This is a genomic window from Acaryochloris sp. 'Moss Beach' (assembly GCF_021497025.1).
Classification (GTDB): Bacteria; Cyanobacteriota; Cyanobacteriia; order Thermosynechococcales; family Thermosynechococcaceae; genus Acaryochloris; species Acaryochloris marina_A.
Genome location: NZ_CP071717.1, coordinates 4,386,450 through 4,408,965 on the forward strand (window position 1 = coordinate 4,386,450; position 22,516 = coordinate 4,408,965).

The 22,516-nt window shown below is 47.3% G+C and carries 20 protein-coding genes and 1 tRNA gene; 7 read left to right on the forward strand and 14 right to left on the reverse strand.

Annotated elements, in window-relative coordinates; genetic code table 11:
• Positions 1–58: 58 nt before the first annotated feature.
• From HRE53_RS20670 to petN, 8 genes are all read right to left on the reverse strand, one after another.
• Positions 59–1,402, reverse strand: a complete 1,344-nt coding sequence (locus HRE53_RS20670) for a DUF6745 domain-containing protein (RefSeq protein ID WP_235107767.1) — start codon at positions 1,400–1,402, stop codon at positions 59–61.
• A complete protein-coding gene (locus HRE53_RS20675; protein WP_315874872.1) occupies positions 1,368–1,670 on the reverse strand; it encodes a hypothetical protein in 303 nt (100 codons plus the stop codon). The genes HRE53_RS20670 and HRE53_RS20675 overlap by 35 nt, the downstream gene beginning before the upstream one ends.
• Positions 1,671–1,875: 205 nt before the next feature.
• The gene (locus HRE53_RS20680) at positions 1,876–4,176 is read right to left on the reverse strand and encodes an NACHT domain-containing NTPase (RefSeq protein WP_235107768.1); all 2,301 of its coding nucleotides are present in this window, start codon (positions 4,174–4,176) and stop codon (positions 1,876–1,878) included.
• Between the two features lie 167 nt (positions 4,177–4,343).
• Positions 4,344–5,045, reverse strand: coding sequence for a response regulator transcription factor (locus tag HRE53_RS20685; RefSeq protein ID WP_212665107.1), 702 nt, complete (start codon positions 5,043–5,045; stop codon positions 4,344–4,346).
• Complete coding sequence (locus HRE53_RS20690) at positions 5,038–7,422, reverse strand: ATP-binding protein (protein WP_212665108.1); 2,385 nt, start codon at positions 7,420–7,422, stop codon at positions 5,038–5,040. Before HRE53_RS20690 ends, HRE53_RS20685 begins: the two co-directional genes overlap by 8 nt.
• Before the next feature lie 930 nt (positions 7,423–8,352).
• Positions 8,353–10,107, reverse strand: a complete 1,755-nt coding sequence (gene argS / locus HRE53_RS20695) for an arginine--tRNA ligase (protein ID WP_235107769.1) — start codon at positions 10,105–10,107, stop codon at positions 8,353–8,355.
• 4 nt (positions 10,108–10,111) lie between these two features.
• Positions 10,112–10,264 carry a hypothetical protein gene (locus tag HRE53_RS20700; protein ID WP_212665110.1) on the reverse strand — a complete coding sequence of 51 codons (153 nt, stop codon included), beginning with the start codon at positions 10,262–10,264 and terminating at the stop codon, positions 10,112–10,114.
• A 38-nt stretch (positions 10,265–10,302) separates the two neighbouring features.
• Positions 10,303–10,392 (reverse strand): cytochrome b6-f complex subunit PetN, encoded by a 90-nt coding sequence (gene petN, locus HRE53_RS20705; protein WP_010472049.1) that lies wholly within the window; start codon positions 10,390–10,392, stop codon positions 10,303–10,305.
• A gap of 108 nt (positions 10,393–10,500) precedes the next feature.
• Here petN and HRE53_RS20710 point away from each other — a divergent pair, with 108 nt between their 5' ends.
• Together HRE53_RS20710 and HRE53_RS20715 are read left to right on the forward strand one after the other, a co-directional pair.
• Positions 10,501–11,343 (forward strand): methyltransferase domain-containing protein, encoded by an 843-nt coding sequence (locus tag HRE53_RS20710; protein ID WP_235107770.1) that lies wholly within the window; start codon positions 10,501–10,503, stop codon positions 11,341–11,343.
• Positions 11,340–12,311, forward strand: coding sequence for a homogentisate phytyltransferase (locus tag HRE53_RS20715; RefSeq protein WP_212665112.1), 972 nt, complete (start codon positions 11,340–11,342; stop codon positions 12,309–12,311). Before HRE53_RS20710 ends, HRE53_RS20715 begins: the two co-directional genes overlap by 4 nt.
• Before the next feature lie 29 nt (positions 12,312–12,340).
• Here HRE53_RS20715 and HRE53_RS20720 read toward each other — a convergent pair whose 3' ends face one another.
• A complete protein-coding gene (locus HRE53_RS20720; RefSeq protein WP_212665113.1) occupies positions 12,341–13,936 on the reverse strand; it encodes a serine/threonine-protein kinase in 1,596 nt (531 codons plus the stop codon).
• 190 nt (positions 13,937–14,126) lie between these two features.
• On the opposite strand from HRE53_RS20720, the gene HRE53_RS20725 reads away from it, so the two are divergent.
• Positions 14,127–14,594, forward strand: a complete 468-nt coding sequence (locus HRE53_RS20725) for a hypothetical protein (protein ID WP_212665114.1) — start codon at positions 14,127–14,129, stop codon at positions 14,592–14,594.
• 42 nt (positions 14,595–14,636) lie between these two features.
• Here the strand turns inward: HRE53_RS20725 and HRE53_RS20730 are convergent.
• Together HRE53_RS20730 and HRE53_RS20735 are read right to left on the reverse strand one after the other, a co-directional pair.
• Positions 14,637–14,708: transfer RNA gene (locus HRE53_RS20730), tRNA-Asn, on the reverse strand.
• A gap of 55 nt (positions 14,709–14,763) precedes the next feature.
• Positions 14,764–16,014, reverse strand: a complete 1,251-nt coding sequence (locus tag HRE53_RS20735) for an LCP family protein (RefSeq protein WP_212665115.1) — start codon at positions 16,012–16,014, stop codon at positions 14,764–14,766.
• 25 nt (positions 16,015–16,039) lie between these two features.
• Between HRE53_RS20735 and HRE53_RS20740 the strand changes: the two genes are divergently transcribed.
• Positions 16,040–16,303, forward strand: coding sequence for a hypothetical protein (locus HRE53_RS20740; RefSeq protein ID WP_235107771.1), 264 nt, complete (start codon positions 16,040–16,042; stop codon positions 16,301–16,303).
• A gap of 76 nt (positions 16,304–16,379) precedes the next feature.
• On the forward strand, positions 16,380–17,351 hold the full coding sequence (locus tag HRE53_RS20745; RefSeq protein ID WP_235107772.1) for a sugar phosphate nucleotidyltransferase: 972 nt from the start codon (positions 16,380–16,382) through the stop codon (positions 17,349–17,351).
• A 3-nt stretch (positions 17,352–17,354) separates the two neighbouring features.
• Here the strand turns inward: HRE53_RS20745 and HRE53_RS20750 are convergent, their stop codons facing one another.
• On the reverse strand, positions 17,355–18,401 hold the full coding sequence (locus HRE53_RS20750; protein WP_235107773.1) for a zinc-binding dehydrogenase: 1,047 nt from the start codon (positions 18,399–18,401) through the stop codon (positions 17,355–17,357).
• A gap of 158 nt (positions 18,402–18,559) precedes the next feature.
• Here HRE53_RS20750 and HRE53_RS20755 point away from each other — a divergent pair, with 158 nt between their 5' ends.
• Together HRE53_RS20755 and hppD are read left to right on the forward strand one after the other, a co-directional pair.
• On the forward strand, positions 18,560–18,967 hold the full coding sequence (locus HRE53_RS20755) for an NUDIX hydrolase (RefSeq protein ID WP_235107774.1): 408 nt from the start codon (positions 18,560–18,562) through the stop codon (positions 18,965–18,967).
• A gap of 238 nt (positions 18,968–19,205) precedes the next feature.
• The gene (hppD, locus tag HRE53_RS20760) at positions 19,206–20,288 is read left to right on the forward strand and encodes a 4-hydroxyphenylpyruvate dioxygenase (protein WP_235107775.1); all 1,083 of its coding nucleotides are present in this window, start codon (positions 19,206–19,208) and stop codon (positions 20,286–20,288) included.
• On the opposite strand, the gene pdxA is transcribed toward hppD, so the two are convergent.
• Positions 20,283–21,356, reverse strand: a complete 1,074-nt coding sequence (gene pdxA, locus HRE53_RS20765) for a 4-hydroxythreonine-4-phosphate dehydrogenase PdxA (protein WP_315875765.1) — start codon at positions 21,354–21,356, stop codon at positions 20,283–20,285. The genes hppD and pdxA overlap by 6 nt on opposite strands.
• A gap of 46 nt (positions 21,357–21,402) precedes the next feature.
• Positions 21,403–22,383 carry a 30S ribosomal protein S1 gene (locus HRE53_RS20770; RefSeq protein ID WP_212665121.1) on the reverse strand — a complete coding sequence of 327 codons (981 nt, stop codon included), beginning with the start codon at positions 22,381–22,383 and terminating at the stop codon, positions 21,403–21,405.
• Positions 22,384–22,516 lie beyond the last annotated feature (133 nt).

The following is a 22,516-nucleotide window of genomic DNA, read 5'->3' on the forward strand; positions in this document are numbered from 1 at the left end:
AATCATCCCCCTAGGTTTCCCACCGTCACGCTCTAGTCTTGCTTTTTAACCGATCAATCTAGGATTCTTGGGCAAACTCTTCTGGATCCGTATCCCAATTCACCCAGCGAATGGCTTCTCGGGCCGACTGAATACTAGGGGGTACTCGAGTGGCGTGAATATAGCCGGTACTGGGGCAGGTCATTTTCAATAAATAAATCGGTTCCACATCAATCGCGGGGGCAATGCGCAACAGGGTATATTCTCGCCACGTATTGAGGGCTTCGGCCTGCAGTTCCTGACACAGGCGGTCATAGCCAATGCCCTGAATCAACACCCGCCGCAGTTCGGCATTCTGTTCATGGATTAGCCAATCTGCCTTCCAGATATGGGGATGGACAGTTCCGTATCGCTCAGGAATTTGAACCCCATGAAATTGATAGCTGCGATAGCCATCTGCAAACTGGAGGGCTGCCCCTCCTTCGTAGTGAAAGCGTCCTTCTGGGTCTGCATGGCACTTTAAGGGCCGATCAAACACCACACAAGTTTGCTCAAAGGGAAGGATTAAACCGCAATGGGTCGATAGGGATCGCAACTGGGTCCACGCTTCTAGATCATGATCGCAGTCTAAGACCTCAATGCAATAGTCTAAAAGAGCAGGATGTAAGACTTCAGAGGTTTGGGTCAAGGCTTGCCAGCCAATACCCACTAGCCCCATAGTTGTCAGCATTTGTTGCATCCCCTGTTCCCAGGCCTGCACCTCTGGCTGTTGACGAAGCGGGTGGATCAAGGCATCTTCTAAGGCTTGCCCCACAGGCTCTCCCCATTGCCACAGGGTTTCTCCCACCTGTACCAACAAGTCTCCTCCAGGCTGGCTTTGAATCACCTGCCGCCATTCCGTTTGTTGCTGTTGCCACAGCTGGTCCCAAAGACTGGGTGACCACTCTCCCCAAGGGACAGTGTCTTCTTCTACATTCTGAGTGTTCCAAGCAAACAGCTCGGCCAAGGGAGTCCAAGTAATCAGGTTCAAATTGTGAGATAGGGTCGCTAATTCGGCAACCTTTAATCGCTCACTCATCTCTAACAGCAATTCCACCCTGAGCTGAGACCGAATTTGATGACTAAGCTGCCGGGCTAAAGGCAGGGTCAACAAAGGTACCCCCCACTGGTTGAGCAGTTGATCGATCCGGCGCTCTTGTAGGTAAGCTTGGGCCTCTAAAGGACCTGAAAAACATAGAATTTCAGGCTGTTGCTTCCCCATCAGAGCGTAGCTGCGCTGGATGGTTTGCTTGACTTGTTGGGCTTCAATAGGGGTTGTATTGCAGGTAACTGCTAGCCAACGCTGGAAGAACTCCTCAATTTGCGCATCTTGAACTGGCGTTAAGGTCTCAATCGGCCACATAATGCCAACCTTCTGGCTCATATTCCCGTTGAATACGAACCTGCCAAGTTCCCTGGGGAATGGCGAGGGCATTGTGTTCTTCGTGGATTAGGGTGGCTTCGGGAGAAAGAACCCGTAAGTAAAGGGTGCCGTCCTTTTCGTACAGCTCGGCTTGTCCTTCACTAATACGATGGCTATGCCCCGTCACTTCACCTTCCGCCAACGTTAAATGAGAAAGTTGACGACCTAAGCTGGGCGTCGTTTTGGACAAAGGTCTGAGGATTACATCACCTTGACGAATGGGTTGCATCTTTGTCATCTCTCTAATGTCTCCTCCATTGTGGCACATGCATTTAAGACATCTTCCCAGCCCCCCTTCTCTATAATGGAGGTCGAGAAATTCCTAGGCTTTGACATTATTCTCTCAAATCGAAAATTGGCATCCATCATAGAACGGATGCCTGCTGGGGAAATAGTGGTTTGGGGGCAGTTGGCGGCGTGCCTTTGTCCCAGAGTTAAGCGGTCAATACTTTATTAAAACCAAAAAGCTGAGCTTCTAGTTCTGCACGCACTAGAGGAGAAACATAGCAGTCTCCATACAAACACTCCACTAGGGTTTGTAACATCCCAAAATAGTCTTTGAGTTTTCCTTGAGTATTTAGGTCACTAAACCATTGAGGTTGGAACCCACGATATTTCACCATCATAGCCTGCAGGGCTGCTTGCCATTGCTGTCCCTGCTGTTGGTACCAAGCCTGTAAGGTTTCTGCATCCGCTGATTCTTCCGGTAGCTGGCCTTTCAGATCTTGCAGCGATTGCCATAGTTGTGGATCAGCACAAATACTTTCATCAATCGCTAAGAAAGTGGGCAGAAAGGTAAACGCTGGCAGATCCTGTGTTCCTTGACGCTGCATAGCCCTAACCGTTAAGAACAAGGCATAGTCAATGGCTAGATCAGCCGGTAAATTTTGGGTGAAGTTCGGGGCGATACAATTAGCCAAACCTGGATCATCTCGCAGGATAAGGCTGATATAAAAGGCCGTAATCGGTAAGGGGTGATCTGTTGCCTGCAGTGTACTGACTTTCGTTTGCACAGCCCCCAAAAAGTTTTGTACTTCAGGCTGAGAACTGGGTATGTCATTGACAGTTGCTAGCAACTGCTGGACAAACGTGTTGGCATTCGGCAGCAAGCTCGCCGTCAGTAAAATCACTTCTCGCCACCGAGAATCGGTGATCTGGGTCGCGAGCTGACTCAGAGATTCATCGATTGTTTCAGGGGTGGCAATAATTTTCCGAGCCGTTAAATATTCCTGAAAGGTGAGATGGGAAAAGGAATAAACTTCCTTGGCCCGCTGAACTAAAAGGCCCGACTGCAGCTCAATACTCTTGAGAATGGCTGCACTGCGAGACCAAAGGGTCTCAAAATCTTGGGGCTCTGGGGCAATGGATTGGAGATAGTCGGCAATCAGGTTGAGGACTTGGCGTTGCTCAAAGTAATAATTGCCCTCAGCAAACGTCGTGGCGGCAATCTGACAGAGTAATGTAATCGTTTCAGGCTTGGATAGGGCAAATTCATCCGCTTCCCGCTTAATGCCCCGAGCTTGATCCCATCGTTCGAGGAGGATTTCTAAACCGGCCTGATAGAGTTTGGCGCGCTTGGTCGGAAAAGCCATGCGCTGTTGAAAGATGGAACAAATCAACCCCAACAGCAGCGGTGAAGCCGTTAAATTCTGGAGGGCCTGATTTTCGGGCTGGCGCAGCTGCTCTAGAAATTGGGCGGCCTGGGTTAATCCTCCGGTTTTGGAGTTGCGGGCTGTGGCCACAAAATAGCGACGGGCAAACACTTCCACCTGACTTTTTTGAAAGTCTGCCAATTCAATATAGTTAAAGCCTTGAAAATGGTAATGCTGAGCCTCGATCCGGCAGGTAATTAAGATTTGATTTTGGTAATACTCTTCCGAAAACTGCTGGATTTGGGTCAAGATACTTTGGTTGAGGGAAGCCGGGACTTCATCCAAGCCATCCAAGAGTAAAAGCACTCGTCCTCGGTCTAATAAGCCCTTGACTTGCTTAATATCTAGACCACACCGCTGCCAGAGTTGGTGTAGATAAGTCAATAAACTGCTATCTGTTGCATCTTGCGTTTGGGTCGCAAAGGTTCGCAAAGACAGAAAAACAGGAATACATTCAGGTTTATAGCGACCTTCATTACATTCCAAAGCCATATGGCGCAGAAATGTGGTTTTTCCAGCCCCTGGTTTACCTAGAATTACTACCTTGTCCTGGTTTTGCAGGATATCGATGCTAGTCAAGGTAGAGCCGTAAAGGGGAACCTCTTCTTCATTACTGGAGGATTGCCGTTGCTGGAGGTCAGACACTTCTAGCCATTGTTGATGGCTGAGATTAGAAAGGAAGTTGACCCCCGTATAGACTTGGTTCAGTTGGACGGGCTGGGTGATATCCAGAGAGGATTGTAATGCACCACACTGGGCTTGGATTTGGCCTCGCAGTTGCGATCGCACTTTCTGTACCCAGGTATCCGCCTCTAAATCCGTCTGTTCTTCCGAGACCGTCGCATTGGGAATCGGGAATTGAGGCAAAATCGCGATTTCTTGCCACTCCAAATCGAGCTGAAAGCACAGATCAATAAAGATATGCCGTTCAATCGGACGGCCAGTGAAAAACTTCCAGACAGACTGTCGGGTTTCCAAGCCAACTTGCTCAGCCAAATAGGCTTGAGTCCAGCCTGTTCGCTGAAACGCTTGTTTTGCTATAACTTGACCCCGTTCCGAGGCATTGAGCGATCGCTTTGCCATCGATTTCTCTGCCTATTTTTTATCTATTACAACAATGCCCACGAGAGTGGGCTGAGGAGACACACTGAATTCTAATTACCCACAGTTCAGATGAAAATGTCTAATATTTTCGCCAACACTGTTAACTGAACGCATCTTCCGTGATGCAAACGCAACACGGGATTCAGTTAAATCGTCGACTCGACCACTTCCAACTCTTGATAAAGGGCTGACCCCTCCGGTGTCAACACATTCTCAACATCAGGAATTTGATTTAACAGGGAGATTTCATCGTTACAAGCTTCTTTGAGAATTTGTAGACAACAATCTCGGCGAGCGCCAGGTTCTAATTTTGAAAGCATCTGAATGGCTAGATTAAGCTTAGGAATAGACTTTTCTAAGTCTTGTTGCAATTGCTCAATCACATTATCTTTGCCTTCTGTATTCTCCTGAATCTTAGAAATTCTTTCCTGTAAATCTTCTGCCCGTTCTCGTTCACGCTTATATTTACTTTGAACGATTTCTCGCTTAGCCAAACGTGTATTGACTGCTTCCAATAGTTCAGCTCTGGAAAAGGGCTTCGTAAGATAATCATCTGCGCCAGAGGTCATCCCTTGGCGAATCTCTGTCTTATCGGCCATTGCCGTCAAGAAAATAAAGGGAATCATGGCTGTATCTGAGTTTTCACTCAGGGTTTCTAGCACTTCATAGCCGTTGAGTTCCGGCATCATCACATCACAAATGATCAGTTCCGGTAGATGCTCCTGAGCCCAAAGTGCCCCTAAAAAACCATTTTCGGCAGTTACTACGTCATGCTCTTCAGCATCCAGAAGCTCAGCGATATTGGCTCTCACCAACTCTTCGTCTTCGATTACTAAGATCTTAGCCATCTTGCTCTACCCTTTGGTTAATTGGAAGTCGCACAGTAAAGGTTGTGCCTACCTTTTCTTGACTGGTGAGCGAGATTTCGCCCCCATGCAAGTCAACGGAACGTTTGACGATGGCCAAACCTAATCCTGTCCCCGAAATATTGCCAACATTGCTGGCTCGATTAAAGGAATTAAAAACGCGATCGCATTCCGATTGCGGAATACCTAAGCCATGATCTTGAACCTTGAAAATGGCGTAATCATTTTCAAATACCAAATCAAAATCTACTGTTCCCCCCTGAGGAGAGTATTTGATCGCATTGGAAAGTAAATTGGTGAAAATATGCCGCAGCAATTTCTCATCCATTCGAGTCTCTGCCGGTTGATCTTGAAAACTGCAAACAATCTCATGGGTATTGGTGGTAATTTGCAGCTCCTCCGACAGCCCCGTACAAAACTCCGTGAGCGGCATTGGAATCGGCTTAAAGGCCAGGTTGCCAGATTCTGCTTTCCCCAGCAAGAGCACATCATTTAGCAAGCCCGTCATATGGTCAACAGACTGCTGGATTTGATGCAAATGCTTGAGCTTACGAGTGTCATCCCATTTATGGCCGTAGTGCTCTAGCAATTCTGCAGAGGACAGAATCGTTGCTAAGGGCGTTCTAAATTCATGGGATGTCATCGCCACAAACCGGGATTTCAGTTCGTTGAGTTCTCGCTCTTTGTTGAGGGCCGTGCGAATATCTTCCTCATAGAGTTTTCGCTCAGTGATGTCACGAATGACGGCCATCACTTCATTCTCAGCACTCACCGCAATCCGAGCCTCAAACATAAGAGGATTGGCATCATGGTCGAGCTGATATTCAAACAGCTGCATCTCGTGACTCTCTAAGGCATTTTTGATGCAGTCCATAAAGGACGTTGCTGTCTCTTGAGGGAAAACCTGGTCCAGAGGTTTCCCTAAGAATTCTTCCGTCGGTAGAGGCAGGGTTGTGTTAGGAGAATCCTTATAGTTGACAAAAATGCCGTCTGCACTAAATCGGAACATCCAGTCGGGCATCGCATTAATCAAGGCCCGATTGGTCGCCACACTAGATTGCAAAGCTGCTTCGGCACGTTCGCGTTCAACAATTTCGCTGCGCAATTGTTCATTGCTTTGTTTGAGTTCTGCAGTTCGCTGATGCACGCGTACCTCCAATTCGCTATGCGCTTGCTGTAAAGCTGCTTCCACCTGTTTACGATCGCTAATATCACGACCTTCAAAAATAAGTAATACGACCTCACCAAGTTCATCACGAACAGGCTTCAAGGAAAAGTCAATGGTGGCAACAATATCTCTTGCCCCTAATACCTCCACTTCATAACGGATAAATTGGCCCCGAGCAGCTTCCAAGACCGCTGCTTTCAGTCTTCGTTGGGTGTCTGTGGTGGTTGTCCACCATCGAGCTAGCCACACTGGACGTTTAATCACGTCTTCCAATTGAAGACCACCAAAATCTAAGGCCGTTTGATTTGCTTCTAGCAAGGTGCCATCGGGCTTGAGCAGTCCAGAGAACTGAAAGGTTTGATTAAAAATGGCTCGGAACCGCCGCTCACTATCCTGAAGGGCTGCTTCAGTGCGTTTCCGCTCTGTAATGTCAACGATATAGCTCCGAATTAAATCGCTTTCCGCAATGAAGTGAACCGATTGTTCAAAGACTTGATCGCCAATGATGACTTCCCGCACGAAAAATTTTTCGTTGTCATTGCAAATCAAGGCAACCAGCCCTGTCAATATGGGGTGCTCAGCTTGTTCCTCTCGTAGATTAGGGAATTGGGCCTGAGCAGCCGGATTCAAGTAGGTGATTCGGCCCGTCAGATTGATCTCAATAATGGGGTTTGAGAAGAGTTCAGGAAAAGATGCTAAACGGACAATGGCTGCTTCGTTGGAACTAGTTAGCATCTCATCCGCTGTCGTCAGCGTTTGCATCGGATTATGAAGATTGGACAGAAAGCCTGTCACGTCTTCAGAGGAGCAAGATTCTAAATAGTGGACATCTGCAATGTTATTGGTCATGTAATATCTGGCCCGCACATCATGGCCAAAAATGACTTCATCCCCATGCTTCAAATCATGGGACGTACAGGCTTGTCCATTTACACTCAGACCATTCTTGCTGCGTTTGCCCTGGAGATTGCCATCAATCAAGCGAAACATATGGCTGTCTGTATCTGGCATAGTCACCCGCATCAGCAGGGCATGTTGCCGAGAGGCCGATGGGGAATGAATGGCAATGGAATTACTAAGATCTCGACCGATCGAACAAGTTGAATCCATTAAGGGAATCGTTCGCTTTCCCTGTTCATCTTCAACCACTAAAAAGTGCTGAACCTTTGTAGAAGAACTTGTCAAAACCATTGAATTAAATTCACGTTGAACGCACTCTCATTTCTAATATGCCCATCACCCAGACGAAGTAAACCCCAGGAAAATTATTCCTGTAATTCATATAATTTAATTCAGAAAAAAATTTTCTATATTTTAAATAATACTATTTATTTTTTTTAGGTATGAGCCAATAAAAAATCATTGTATATCTAGAATCGAAAATTATATATTTGCTGCAAATTTAGATTGCCATAAAATATAGGCAACTTAAATAAAAAAACTGCTAAATCTAGATTAAAATCAGTCTTGTAAGTTTCTGGGTGTTACAAGAATTATTCTTTAAATCTATACTATGTATATCTTTTCGGTTGGAATTTATTGTTAAGGAAGGCAAGGCTCAAATTGTCAGCATTAGAAAAAGATGGGTTATCTTAAAAGATATATTTCACAAAATAATTTATTAGTTAATAAGAGAAATAGTCAAAAATCTACTCGAATCAATGCTAGAAATAAATCATAGAGCAAAGCATTTAACTCTTGAACAAGAAAACATTATCTATTTAGACTAGCCACAAAGAATTTTTCACTAGCTGATGTCAGAGTCTAGTCAGTATATTCATCGCCAACAAAATAAAAAACACAAAAACTTATACATTTACGACCTTAAAAGAAAAAAGTCAATATATGGAGTTTATATTTGATTTTTATGCAAAAAAAAGATGGATGTAAGAATGGAAATGTGGATTCCTCTACTAGAGATCCGTCATCAATCATAAGTTGCCATCAGCACAGATATGAGCGATCAATCTCTAGCCTTCCTGAAGCGATAGATTCAAGGAACTCAATTTACTGGATGGTGTAAGATACACTTCCCACAAACAGATATTCATTTAGTGTGACGGATTGAGGTTTGCGATCGCATCCCCAATCCTGTCCATCTTGTAGAACTTAGGTGTGACTTTACATCCGCTCTAGCACTTCAATCCCCAGTAGGGATAGCCCCAGTTTCAGGGTACGGGCAGTCAGATCAGAAATCACCAGCCGGGACGTCCGAGCAGGTTCTTCAGCCTTGAGAACGGGGCACTGATCATAAAATTGATTAAACTTCTGGCTCAGCTCAAACAGATACTGGCAAAGTCGATTCGGCATGAGATCAGCAGCAACTTCGGCGATGACATCCTGCATTTGCAACAGATGTTTGACCAATGCCAACTCTGAAGGCTCTCCTAAGGTCAACGAAACATCACCTAATTGGGAAAAATCAATATTTCCTTTGCGGCTTATGCCCTGTACCCGAACATAGGCGTAGATCATATAGGGAGCGGTATTACCCTGCAGCGCCAACATTTTGTCATAGCTAAATACATAATTGCTGGTGCGATTCTGACTCAGATCTGCATATTTTACGGCTCCAAGTCCAATGACTTGGGCAACATTGGCAATAAAATCTGGGGCTTCAGTTCGTTCGTCCTCAGCCAATCTTGACTCAACATCAATCTGGGCACGGTTAATAGCCTCATCCAACAGGCCTCGTAAACGAATCGTTTCACCCGAGCGAGTTTTTAGCTTTTTGCCATCTTCGCCCTGGACCATACCAAAGGGTAAATGGACTACCTGGACAGTATCAGGAATCCATCCTGTCCGAGTTGCAACTTGAAACACCTGAGCAAAGTGATTAATCTGCTCCGCACCGGTTACATAAATAATTCGTGTAGCTGACTCAGCGGTAATTCGGTGTCGCAAAGCGGCTAAATCCGTAGTGGCATAGTTAAACCCACCATCAGACTTTTGCACGATCAGCGGTTGAGGATCACCTTGTTTATTGGTAAATCCTTCTAGAAAAACGCATTTTGCCCCTTGATCAGTTTCCAGCAGACCTGCTGTAGCCAAATCTGTTAGCACTTCAGCTAAGAAGGGATTATAAAAAGACTCCCCTCGCTCCTCTAGCTCAATATCCAGATCTCGGTAAATCTTCTCAAATTCGCGGCGAGATTGATCACAAAGGAGCTGCCATGCTTGTTTCGCCTCAGGATCTCCCTGCTGTAATTTTACGACTGCCTGCCGGGACTGCACCTGAAATTTTTCATCCTCATCAAAGCGATGCTTAGATTTTTTATAAAAAGCAACTAAATCGCCTAAATCCAAAGCATCCGAAGTTGTTAATGCTGCGGGATGAACTTCAGACAGGTAAGTGATCAACATGCCAAACTGCGTGCCCCAGTCCCCGACATGGTTAAGCCGCAGAACATCATTCCCTTGAAATTCGAGGATTCGGGCAATGCAGTCGCCGATGATCGTAGACCGCAAATGGCCCACATGCATTTCTTTAGCGATATTGGGACTGGAAAAATCAACCACCACTCTTTGCGGATTCGCAATAGGCTCGATCCCCAAACGAGGATCGGCCTGCATCTGCTGAAGTTGCTCAGCCAAGAACGTAGGCTTGAGGGTTAAGTTGATAAAGCCTGGCCCAGCAATAGTAGGCGTTTCGCACAGATCATCTACTTCTAAATGTTGCAGAATCTGATCTGCGATCCCACGGGGAGATTGCCCCAACGGCTTTGCCAAAGCTAAAGAGACATTTGATTGATAGTCACCAAATTTGGGATTGCTGGCAACACCAACAACTGGCACAGAAATGACTAACTCAGATCCAAAGGCAGCGTTTAACGCTCGATCGAATCGAGTCTCTAAGGTTTTTAGGATGGACTTCATGAGCTTAACTGCGTTTTTTCCTAGCGGCACGCTGTTCGCGCTCGCGTCGTCTGCGATCACGCCACTCTGAGACAGTCAGATAAACAATGCCACCAGAAACGATCACTAACACACCTAAAGCCACCAAGGCCAAGGTATTGGTAATTGAGAAGTCCACAATATTTAGCTAATTACGAATGGATTAACAAAGGCAAATTACATGCCGTGGCGACCCCATACCACCATGGCAATGGAGTAAGTGAAGAGAGTAAGAACTGAAACCCAACCCAAGGTCAAGATATCCATTATGCTGTTTGTGAACCAATGACGACGTTTAGCTATTCTATCCTGAAACCCCGCCACCACGGCAAGCATCTGTATCTCACCAGAACTTAAAGTTTTCATCCCCCAACCATGCCCGCAACTCTCTCCCAACAAATTCAGCAGTTCTATGACACCTCTTCAGGTTTGTGGGAGCAGGTTTGGGGCGAACATATGCACCATGGCTACTACGGCCCGACCGGCAAGCAAGCCAAACCTCGCCGCCAAGCCCAAATTGATCTGATCGAAGAATTACTTGCATGGGGACAGGTTCAACAGCCTCAGCAGATTTTGGATGTGGGCTGTGGCATTGGTGGCAGCTCCCTGTACTTGGCCCAAAAATATAATGCCAACGTCACTGGAATTACCCTCAGCCCTGTCCAGGCCGATCGGGCTCAAGCCCGCGCTAGAGAAGCCAGGTTATCTTCCCAATCAGAATTTAGAGTGGCCGATGCCCAACAAATGCCCTTTCCTGAAGCGTCCTTTGATCTAGTTTGGTCCTTAGAAAGTGGCGAACATATGCCCGATAAGACTCAATTCTTGCAGGAATGCTGTCGAGTACTCAAACCAGGGGGAATCCTCTTAGTCGCCACTTGGTGTCATCGCCCCACCCCACCAGCGTTAAGCTGGAGCGAACAGCGGCTGCTCGACGATATTTATCGCGTCTATTATCTGCCCTACGTCATTTCCTTGCCCGGCTATGCTGACATCGCTCAGACTCTGCCCTTATCAGGTCTACAAACCGCAGACTGGTCCACAGCCGTTGCCCCTTTCTGGAATGAGGTGATTACGTCTGCATTGGATCTGCAAGTCCTGATCGGCATCCTCAAAGCGGGACTGCAAACCTTGCAAGGGGCTTTGGCCCTCAGCTTTATGTCGCGAGGATATCGGCAAGGTCTGATTCGCTACGGACTATTGAAGGGAACGAAAACGTGACTTCCAGCGTTGACGCCAGCCCCATCAAACGGTGGCTGCAGGCCTTATGGAAGTTCTCGCGCCCCCATACCATTATCGGTACCAGCCTCAGTGTGATCGGCTTAGCTTTGATTGCTCTGTCCACCCAATATCAGGGCAGTGCTTTATTGACTGATCTCCCTGTTCCAGCAACAGTATTTTACCCACAGTTCTTACTTTGGCTCGGTGCTGCCCTCGTGCCGAGTTTGGGGGCCAATGTCTATATCGTGGGCCTCAATCAGCTCACCGATATCGATATTGATCGAATCAATAAACCTCAGTTACCTTTAGCCTCCGGCGAATTTTCCCCGCACCAAGGTCGATGGATTGTAGCGAGTGCTGGACTGTTAGCCCTAGGCTTCTCCTCGATACAAGGCTATCGATTACTCTGGACGGTTGGACTCAGTATGCTCATGGGCACGGTCTATTCCATTCCCCCCATTCGTCTCAAACGATTTCCTTTTTGGGCTGCCCTCTGCATTTTTGGTGTTCGGGGGGGAGTGGTTAATGTCGGCTTCTTTCTCCACTTTCGCCATTTGCTAGGAGGGAGCGGGGAAATTCCATTAAAAGTGTGGGTATTGACAGGGTTTGTGATTCTGTTTGCCTTTGCCATCGCAATTTTCAAAGACATCCCTGATCAAGAAGGGGACTTGAAGTTTGACATTCACACCTTAACTGTGCGACTCGGTAGCGAATCAGTCTTTAGACTGTCTTGCTGGGTTCTCAGTATGGCCTACCTAGGGATAGCCGGAATGGCCATCTGGGGATTACCCGAGACTCATCAAGGCTTATTGCTATCCACCCACCTGGGTATTCTCTTTCTGTTTTGGTACCGCAGCCAGCGAGTCAACCTCAAGCATCACCAGCAAGTAACCCAGTTCTACCAATGGATCTGGAAACTCTTTTTTCTGGAATATGTGATATTCCCTTTTGCTTGTCTGTGGCAATAATTACCTCAGATCTTGCAACCTAGAAGAATCTAGCAGCGCCCTTTCTTGCCTCGCTTGCCGTTAGGGAAAACGGTCAGCCAGTTGGTTTGTGCAAAAGATAATTGAGAATCCGTCAGCTTGGCACCCGACAAATCTGCCCCACAGAGATTAGCCCCCCGTAGGTTGGCATGGCTGAGATAGGCGTCGCTCAAATTAGCCCCTCGCAGATCCGCATTCGCCAAATCAGCATGGCTCATATAGGCCTGCATTAAATTAGCGTTGCGTAAGTTGGCCCCAGTAAAGTTGGCCCGACCAAAATTCGCATTGATCAGAATGGCATCTCGCAAATCCGTATTTTGGAACTTGCCTTCATGGAAGTTGGCACTGGGCAGTTGAAACTTACGGAGATTCAAATTGCGTAAATCTTGTCCGCTAAAGTCTCGCTGGCCCCGGCCATAGGCATGTTGGACTGCATTCGGCGTTAAGCGTGCTTTCTTTGGACCTCTTGAACTCAGGCTAGAAGAAGAGTCCAAACCTGTATAGCTTGAGCGAGGCGTCGACAGTTGCCCCGAAACTTTGGATAGAGCACCTGAAAGGGGAGATTGGGCGCGAGAGTTATACCGTCGAATTCCAGAGGCTGCCCGAGAGGAAGGTGAGTTGGAACGCGGTCTTGTGGGGGAATAGGATCGTGATGATGATGAAGAACGGAGCGGGGGCTGAGACACTGTGCCAGCCGAAGATCCCTGGGCATTCTTCGCTAGGGCTTGGAGTACTTCTTTTGCTGACCGATAGCGATCACGCAGCGAGACCTCCAACATCTTGCCCAGGATCTCTTGTAGTTCAGGACCAATCTGAACATGCTCCCGCCAACTCAATTCTCCCGATACAGGGTTATAGCTTAAGTCTTTGGGAGATTTACCGGTTAACAAGTAAATACAAGTCACACCCAGGCTATACACATCACTGGCATAGACAGGGCGCATGGCCATCTGTTCCGGTGGGGCAAAACCAGGGGTTCCTACAGCAAAAGAGGTGAGCGTACTGTTTTCGTCAGGGTTGGCAATTGCCGTTTGGCTCACTTGGTCTTTGACCGCACCAAAGTCAATCACAACCAGCTTGTCATCAATTTCCCGTCGAATGATGTTGGCAGGTTTAAGATCGCGATGAATCACTTCTACACTGTGCAAATGATCCATCAAGGGTAAGACTTCTGCCAGCACCTTATAAACCATATCTTCGTCAAAAGGCCCAGATCTACGAACCTCTTGCTGCAGTGTTGCCCCCTGAACATACTCCTGAACCAGAAAAAATTCTTGGCCCAGTTCGAAATAGTCCAATAGTCTCGGAAGTTGAGGGTGATTACCGATTTTACCCAGGGTTTCAGCTTCTCGCTGAAACAGTTCTCGGGACATTTCTAAAATATGGGGAGCAGTGACGACTGGACGCAGCTGCTTAATCACGCAGGTCGGCTTTCCGGGTAACCCTTCGTCTTCAGCCAGAAATGTTGTTGCAAACCCTCCTCGACCCAAAATTCGAGTCGAACGATAACGATCACGCAATACCAAGTTATTACCACAAGCCTGACAAACCATTTGCCGTGGTGCGTTACTGGGATTCGTACAAGCTGGATTTAAGCAATAGCTCATTCAGCGTCTCTCAGATGATTGTGAATCAGGTGTGCTTGTAGAAGGTGCAAACTCTCCTATAGTCATTCTGCCCGCTTTTGTTCCTTGTGGGAGCATGCCCTATTAATTCGATGAACAAGGTCAAGATAATAGCGATAGTTGTCAACACTAGGAATAGATAGTTTTTGATGCTGAAAGGTTTTTCCTACCCATGAAAGTTATAGAGCATACCCCTGCCTTGCTAGTCCTGCAAGAACGGCTACTTGGAATTCGGCTATTTGGGGGAGCTACTGCTCTATTAGGCTTCATGATTTTCATCATATTTGAATTTCCCTTTGATCTATTTGGCTGTTTCTGCATTGCGATCGCAGCCCTGATCAGCACATTGAGCCCACTAGAGATCTGCACCTTCGACAAATCGGGAAATGTAGTGGTCTTGGAAAAACGCCGCTGGTTCAGCTCTCAAATCCAACGACATTGCATGACCCAAATTGAAACCATTCATGTCGAAGAAAAAGCTTGGTTGGGCACAAATTTTTATCAAGTCAAGCTGAACTTTGTATCAGGTCACCGCTCCACCCTTACCCAGTTTGCAACCACAGACAGAGTTGCTCAGCATAGTCTGGCGGAACGAATCCGAGACTTTCTAGAAGTTGGATGCTTATCTACCATTTCCTAGGCGAGGACTAAGCAGTTTAGGGAAAGGATTAGGTTAAGAAAACTCCCCAGGTAGGATTCGAACCTACGACCAATCGATTAACAGTCGACCGCTCTACCACTGAGCTACTGAGGATAGCGAATCTCATACTAGCGATAAACGGATAACTTTGGCAAGGTTAATTTTCAGATTAAGAGTCTGAAGAGCTAGATGGCCGGTTGCGTAACCAGTCTTGGCCCACCCGAATTGTTAAATCCGAGCCCAAGTCGCCGGTAGAATTTGCTAGAAGTTGACTGTCTGCTAGCAATGCCTGTAGATATTCGGCAGATTCAAGATCTCCCCACTGGGGGATAATCTGGGTCTTGGCAATGGATTGAGGCCAATCATTATCGGCGTAATGGATATTGTAAAATCCCTGCTCCTGCAAGTACTTCACCATCGTAAAATCCCCATCCGGATCATCTGTTGCATTTTGGACCACAATTTTGATGTCTTTAAATTGTTCAGGATCCCTAGCTGCAATCTCATACCCATCTGGCGGAGAAACTTCAAAATAGGTTTGCATTACCCTATCCATTCCGGCTAGGTCCATTAGCCAAAAACTAAACTCATACTCTTCAGGACCACTAAAACGGCCCGGCAGCAACACCATTTGCAGTTTGTCGGAATTCACTTGCAGACCAAACTGCATCAAGGCCAGCATTTCGCCCACACTTAAATTAGAGTCAATATGTTTTTGTAAAACTGACAAAATTTGAGGAAGACGCGTCAGCATGGCAGGATTCGCCATTTTCTTCTGCAAGGCCTTCAGCAAAATCTGTTGCCGCTGGGCACGGCCAATATCCCCCAAGTTGTTATTGCGGAACCGCACAAACCCCTCTGCTTCAACGCCATCAAGTTTTTGCAGACCCGGTTCCAAATCAATCTTCAACTTCTGGGTTTTATCCTCGTACTGCATGGCAAATGGGACATAGACCTCAACCCCATCCACGACGTCTACGAGTTCCCGAAAAGCACCTGTACTCACTCGGACATAACGATCAATTTGGACATCGTTTAAGGTTGAACTAACGACTTCGGTGACCAAGTCGGGTCCACCCCACCAATTGGCAGAATTGATTTTGGTAATGCCAACATCAGGAATGGGGACACGAGTATCACGGGGAATCGATAAAATGCTGACTCGATCATTTCCTGGATTTAGTCGAACCAACAGCATGGTGTCGCTACGGCTTTTAAACGGATCCTGCTCTTCGCCTTCTTCAGGTTCTTCTAAATTGAGATCCACTCCCAAGACAATAATATTGACGGGGCGCGAAACACCATAACGCAAGCCGCCCTGAAGCAGTTCCGGCAACGAAACGGGACCATCTTTGTCTCCTAGAAGACGGAAAGGAGTGACCAAGGCCAGGGTTGCACCCAAGCCAGCAGAGAGAGTCATCGCGAAGGAGAAAGTAACCCCCCAGGTGACCCATCTAAATAGCGTTCCGACTCGGCTAGCTCTTACAGGTTTTTGGGTTTTTATTCTCTGTTGTTTGCGAGAAGATCGTGGTCCACTTGCAGCTCGATGCTTAGATTGGCGTTTCGTGGGAAATGCTCCTTTTTTTACGTTGGCACTCTTAAAGGTATTATCGGCCACGGTAATTTTGTGTGAAGGGTTAACAAAAGGCGACGGTTCTTGGCTTTCGACGGTTCCCTTTGCGCATAACGCTACGATTCTACACAATTAGGTTTGAATGGCAAGGGGATTGGTTATATTGACTGACAGTTTACCCAAATTCTTCTTAGAACTTAAGGTTATTAACTATGCAAGCCGTAATCATTGCTGGTGGAAAGGGAACAAGGCTATCACCTCTAACGTTACGTAGTCCTAAACCCATGCTGCCCCTTTTCGAGCGCCCTTTTCTCAGTTGGATGGTTGAGCGGTGTAAAGAAGTGGGTTTAACCGATATTTTGATGAATATTCGATATCAGGCTACTCAAATCCAGGACTATTTTGGGGATGGTCAAAGGTTTGGCGTTAAGATTCGCTACGTCATTGAGAAAGAAGCCCTAGACACAGCGGGCGCGATGAAGCTAGCAGAACCATACTATACGGGCGAGCCGTTGGTGGTATTCAACGCGGATATTCTCACCGACTTGGATTTACGGGCTTTAATGCAAGCCCATGAACAGACCCAAGCTCAAGCCACTATCGCCTTGGCAAGAGTTGCAGATCCCACAGCATTTGGGTTGGTCGAACTGACAGATATCACTGCTAGGGGGCACTCATCCACAGGCACCATCCAATCCTTCCGAGAGAAACCCACTCCTGAGGAAGCTGCAATATTAGGCATTGATACGATCAACGCAGGAACCTATATCCTCAATCCCGAAATTTTTGCTCAGTATCCAGCCGATCAGCCCCTCAGTTTTGAACGAACGGTTTTTCCCAATCTTTTATCAGGCCAACAGAAAATCTCAGGTTTCGTCTGGGATGGCTATTGGATGGACCTGGGTACACCAGCCAAATTCTATGGGGCTCACTTAGATATTTTGCAGGGAAGGATGCCTTTTCCCTTACCCGAAACCATGCAAGAACGTCAGCCTCAAGTTTGGGTGGCTGCTAACGCTACCATCGATCCCCAAGCCAAACTGGCTGGACCCTGTTTTGTGGGTGAAAATGCGAAGCTTGGTCCCCAAGCCGATATCTCTAGCGGGGTGATTTTAGGAACCTGTGGGCTAGTCGATCGACCGTTATCCCCCGGCATCTATCCCCCTGGGACCGTTGCTGTATAGGTGTTAGGTATGGGGTAGGATAACCGCTTTGATGGTTTTGCGATCACGCATATCTGCAAATACCTGCCCCAGATGATTGAGGGGTTGCGTATCGTTAAGGAGTTCCTCAAACGGTAGTTCCTGACTGGCTAATAGCGCGAGGGATTCCCTCACAAAGGTGGGGGTATTGTGAAATACCCCCTTCAAAGTCAATTCACTGTAGTGCAACAAATCAGTATTGACGGTGATACTCGTATCCCGAGGGCATCCTCCAAATAAATTGATGGTTGCTCCTGGCCGTCCACAGGTAATGGCTGTTTCCCAAACGCTTGGAACCCCAGTAGCTTCAATCACAATATCTGCCCCTTGGTTGTCGGTCAGCTCCAAAGTAGTGGCTGATATGTCCGTGTGATGGTGATTGTAGGTATGGACTGCACCTAGTTTGCGCCCCAGTTGTAATCGCTGTTCGGATCCACCAAATAAAATCACCTCGGCACCGCGATGGGCCAACACCCCCACAAACATCAGGCCAATGGCACCATCCCCAATCACCACCACGCGTTGGGCAGGGCCATCCTTTTGTTCAGGCTTAAAACCAGAGCGGGCAATGCCGTGCAGAACACAGGCTAAGGGTTCGGTCAGAGAGGCATCGGCCATGGATAAATGCTCTGGAATGGGGAGCAGATTCTGCTCAACAATGGCTGCAGGAATCCGCAAATATTGAGCAAATGTTCCGTTATTGAACGTCAAGTCGGTACAAAGGGAATATTCTTGCCGTTGGCAAAAAAAACAGTGCCCACAGGGGGCTGAATTATTAGCAACAACGCGATTGCCAAGAGACCAGCCCTGAACCCCCGATCCCATGGCTACAATCTGGCCTGCTGCTTCATGGCCAAAGAGTGTTGGCGGCTTGAGCATTTTGGCATGGCCCCCGCGTCGCCACACTTTTAAGTCCGTGCCACAGGTCGTCGCAACATCCACTTGAATCACAACTTCACCTGGCTCAGGGGTAGGGTCAGGAACCGTTTCTAGGCGGAGATCGGTTTGGCCATGTAGTACCGCTGCTAGCACGTTAGTTCAGTCCTCCATTCAGTTTCACCATCTTAACGGGAATTGCTGAAGTCTTAGTCTCTTGCTTACAGACGGACAGGTTTAGCACCTGCTGATTAGGATAGGAGTTATAGCTCTAGCTGGTGTGAGACAAAGTCTTAGAGATCTGGACTGTAAATATGGCATCTTGGGCAATCATACAGAACGCTTCCTATATTCTTTTGATTCAAAGAAGCAGGCAAACGACCAGAGCCGATCAGTGGTGTTTCCCGGGTGGTGGTATTAAGAAGAATGAAACACCAAAGCAAGCATGCGTTAGAGAAGCCTTTGAGGAGACACAACTCGCCATCAGAGTTGTTGGTACTGTGGCCAAGATTCGTGATGACTACTACTTCCTTTGCAAACTTGAGAATCCTCTTCAATCAGTCATCTTGAAGCCAAATGAGTGCAGGAATTATGTTTGGATTAATCCCACACATTTGGCTGATATTGGCATCATTATGAATCTGAAAGTTGTTGTGCCACTATTACGTTCAATTGGCTATGCCATTCATTTGTCGGATGAGTTGGAAGGCTATATCGCATAATCTATGGTTTATCTATGGTGATCGGACGTATTCTGACAACTAAGTTTAAAATTGGCATTTAAGGGTAAGAGCTAGAAATATATATGCTCAACATTGTTTTATTGTGAAGACCCTCTCTCAATATCTGGGGATTCGTTAAGGTTTAAGAGGTAGGCCTACATTGCATCTCAGTCTAGAGCTGCCAACAGTCTCTCAAGTTGCATTTTCAACGTTAATTCAAGATCGGTATTTGTGATCTATGGATTTTGATCATATTCATTTTTATGTTCATGATTCCAAACAATGTCAGCGTTGGTTTACCAACGTTTTAGGATTTCAATATCTCGGGGGCAACACAGCGCCGGATCGGCAAGTTGAAGTTGTCTCTTCAGGGGCGATTGTATGTATTTTTTCCAGCCCTCTAAACCAGACTGGCCCAGTTGCCCAATATCTTCTGCAACACCCTCCTGGTGTAGTAGATTTGGCTTTTTTGGTTCCAAATGTTCAGGCTACGCTCGCCCGCGCTGTTCAGGCAGGGGCAACCCTTTTACAGCCTTTGATCGAAGAAAAGCATGACAAAGGGACTGTAACTTGGGGAAAAGTCAGAGGGTGGGGAGCGTTAGAACATTCGTTGGTGGAGCGGAGAGGGCAGACTTCCATTTTGCCGTCCGAATTTTTCCCGATCTCGATGCACAAGCCTCACAAGCCTCAAGCTGCTGCTCGTCAAAGTCTATTCACCCAGATTGATCATGGGGTTTTGAATGTGGGTCAAAATCAGCTTGAAGCTGCGGTGACTTGGTATCAACGCATATTTGGGTTTGAAACCCACCGATATTTTGATATTCAAACCCATCGATCGGGTCTACGCAGTGAAGTGTTGACTCATCCCCAAGGTCAAATCAAGTTTCCGATCAATGAGCCCACTTCAGCCAATTCCCAGATTCAAGAATTTCTAGAGGTCAATCGAGGCGCTGGCATTCAACATATCGCCTTAGGAACTTCGAATATTGTCGAAACGGTCACTCAGCTTAAGCATCGAGGGCTGTCCATTCTAGATATTCCACCCAGTTACTATCAGCACCTACGACATCAGTTTGAACAAGCCTATTCCCACCTCGATTGGTCTGCCCTCGAACAACAACATATTCTGGCTGATTTCGAAGAGGATTCCGGAGCTGGAATTCTATTGCAAACCTTCACGAAGCCTATTTTCCCGCAACCTACTTTCTTCTTTGAAATTATTGAGCGGCAACGCCAAGCCCAAGGGTTTGGACAGCGAAACTTCTTGGCCCTTTTTCAAGCCATGGAACGGGAACAGCAGAAACGGGGAATAGTGCTATAGGTTAGCTTGAGTTTGCTGCCGTTGACGAACCAAGTTGGCGGCCAGCTGAATCGCGGCAATCATGCTAGTGGGATCGGCAATTCCCTTGCCTGCAATATCGAAAGCCGTGCCGTGGTCAGGTGAAGTGCGGACGAAGGGTAAGCCAATCGTGGTGTTGACAGCTCGATCAAACGCCATAAGCTTGACGGGAATCAAGCCTTGGTCATGATAGAGGGCTAAGTAAGCGTCATAGGTGGTGGGTTGCACCGTTTTCTCTCGGGGGCCGTACCAAGCTTGCCCTGGCCCCACCCACAGGGTATCGGGAGGAATGGGATCCGATAAGGTCAGATCAGGATGTTGCGATCGCATCTCCCGTATCCAAGGAATCAGCCAATCAATCTCTTCTCGCCCCAACTGTCCCTGCTCACCGCTATGGGGATTCAAACCTGCGATCGCAACTCTCGGATTCCCTATGCCAAACTCTCGCTGCAGCGTCTTCTTCAGCAGCTGCACCTTCATCGTTAGTAGTGCTGGCGACAGCTGACCAGGGACCGCTGACAAAGGGATATGGGTCGTTGCCAGCAACGTACGGAGCTGCCATCCTGTATAGGGAGATAAGGCAAAAAAGAACATGCCATATTCTGAGATCTGAGATCGCTCCGCCAAATACTCTGTTTGTCCCGGATAGTGATGGCCTGCGGCCTTCCAAGCCGACTTAGCAATGGGACCTGTGACAATGCCATCAAATCGCCCTTCCAGGGCGCCCGTAATCGCAGTAGACAAACACCGAAAACTGGCCGCCCCCGTCTCTGTAGAAGGCTGTCCCCATGGGATAGGAGATAACTTCAATCCCACTTCCAAGAAATCGAGATCATTAGGATTCGCTAGGGTCTCAACAGCATTTAATCCTGCCTGCTGTTGAAGATGCTTATAGGCCGCTTCAAATAAAGACCGCTCCCCAATGACGCGAATATGAGCTGCGCCTTTGAGAAGCGGTGAATTTAAAGCTTTAAGAATAACCTCAGGGCCTATTCCTGCAGGATCACCCACAGGAATGGCAAGCTGGGGTAGAGGATGAGATTCAATCATTGTGATCCATCATCATCCATCCGAACGGAGGAAGAACAGTCTTTCCTTATGCGGGAGAAGTGACTTCTTCCGGTTCCGAGGTTGCTTCATCAGCAGAATCATCATCGGTCTCAACTTGCCCACCTTCCTGTTGAGCCAACATTTGCTGTCGATACCGTTCTGCCATTTCCTCGGCTTTGTCATAAACCAGCTGAGGATTCTTGACCATATCACCCGGCTCAGGCTCTAGCTGCTTAGTAGACAGGGAAATACGACCTCGCTCAGCATCCAAATCAATGATCATCACCTTCAGATCATCATTAACATTGAAAACGCTGTGAGGCGTATCGATGTGATCGTGAGAGATTTCGGAAATGTGGAGCAAGCCACTGACACCACCAATATCAATAAAGGCACCGTAGGGCTTGATACCGCGGACCGTGCCAATTACAACTTCGCCGACTTCCAAACGGTTCATCTTGCGCTCAACCAAAGCTCTCCGATGGCTGAGAACAAGGCGGTTACGTTCTTCATCCACCTCTAGGAACTTAAGAGGTAATTCTTCGCCAATTAAATCTTCTTTGGTCGCTCGAGTACTGATGTGGGAACCCGGAATAAATCCACGCAGTCCTTCAATTCTAACTAGGGCACCACCTCGATTGGTTGCAAATACAGAAGAACGGACCGTTGCATCTTCCGTTTGCAGTTGACGCACCCGTTCCCAAGCGCGCATATACTCAATACGGCGAATGGATAGGGTAAGCTGACCGTCTTCATTCTCATCTGCCAGAATGAAAAACTCACGGGTTTCGTTGGATTGCAACACCTCATCAGGGTTCTCAATCCGATTGATGGACATTTCCTGAATAGGAATGTAGGCTGCAGTCTTTGCACCAATGTCAATCAAAGCCCCTCTGGGTTCCAGACTGAAGACTGTACCTGCCACGACGTCACCCGGATTGAAGTGATAATCATATTTGTCAAGTAACGCGGCGAAATCTTCGTGAGTAAAGCCGATGTCTGGCAGCGTGGTTTCCCGATTGACCATTCTCTAATGTTCCTAGGTTTTTTCTTACTAATGGTGGATAATGACGTCTCCTTTGTCCGTAAGGACGCAAATAATAGGAGCGCTGGGCGATGCTAAGAGTCATCTTCAGCATCTATCTAGATTTGGCACTAGA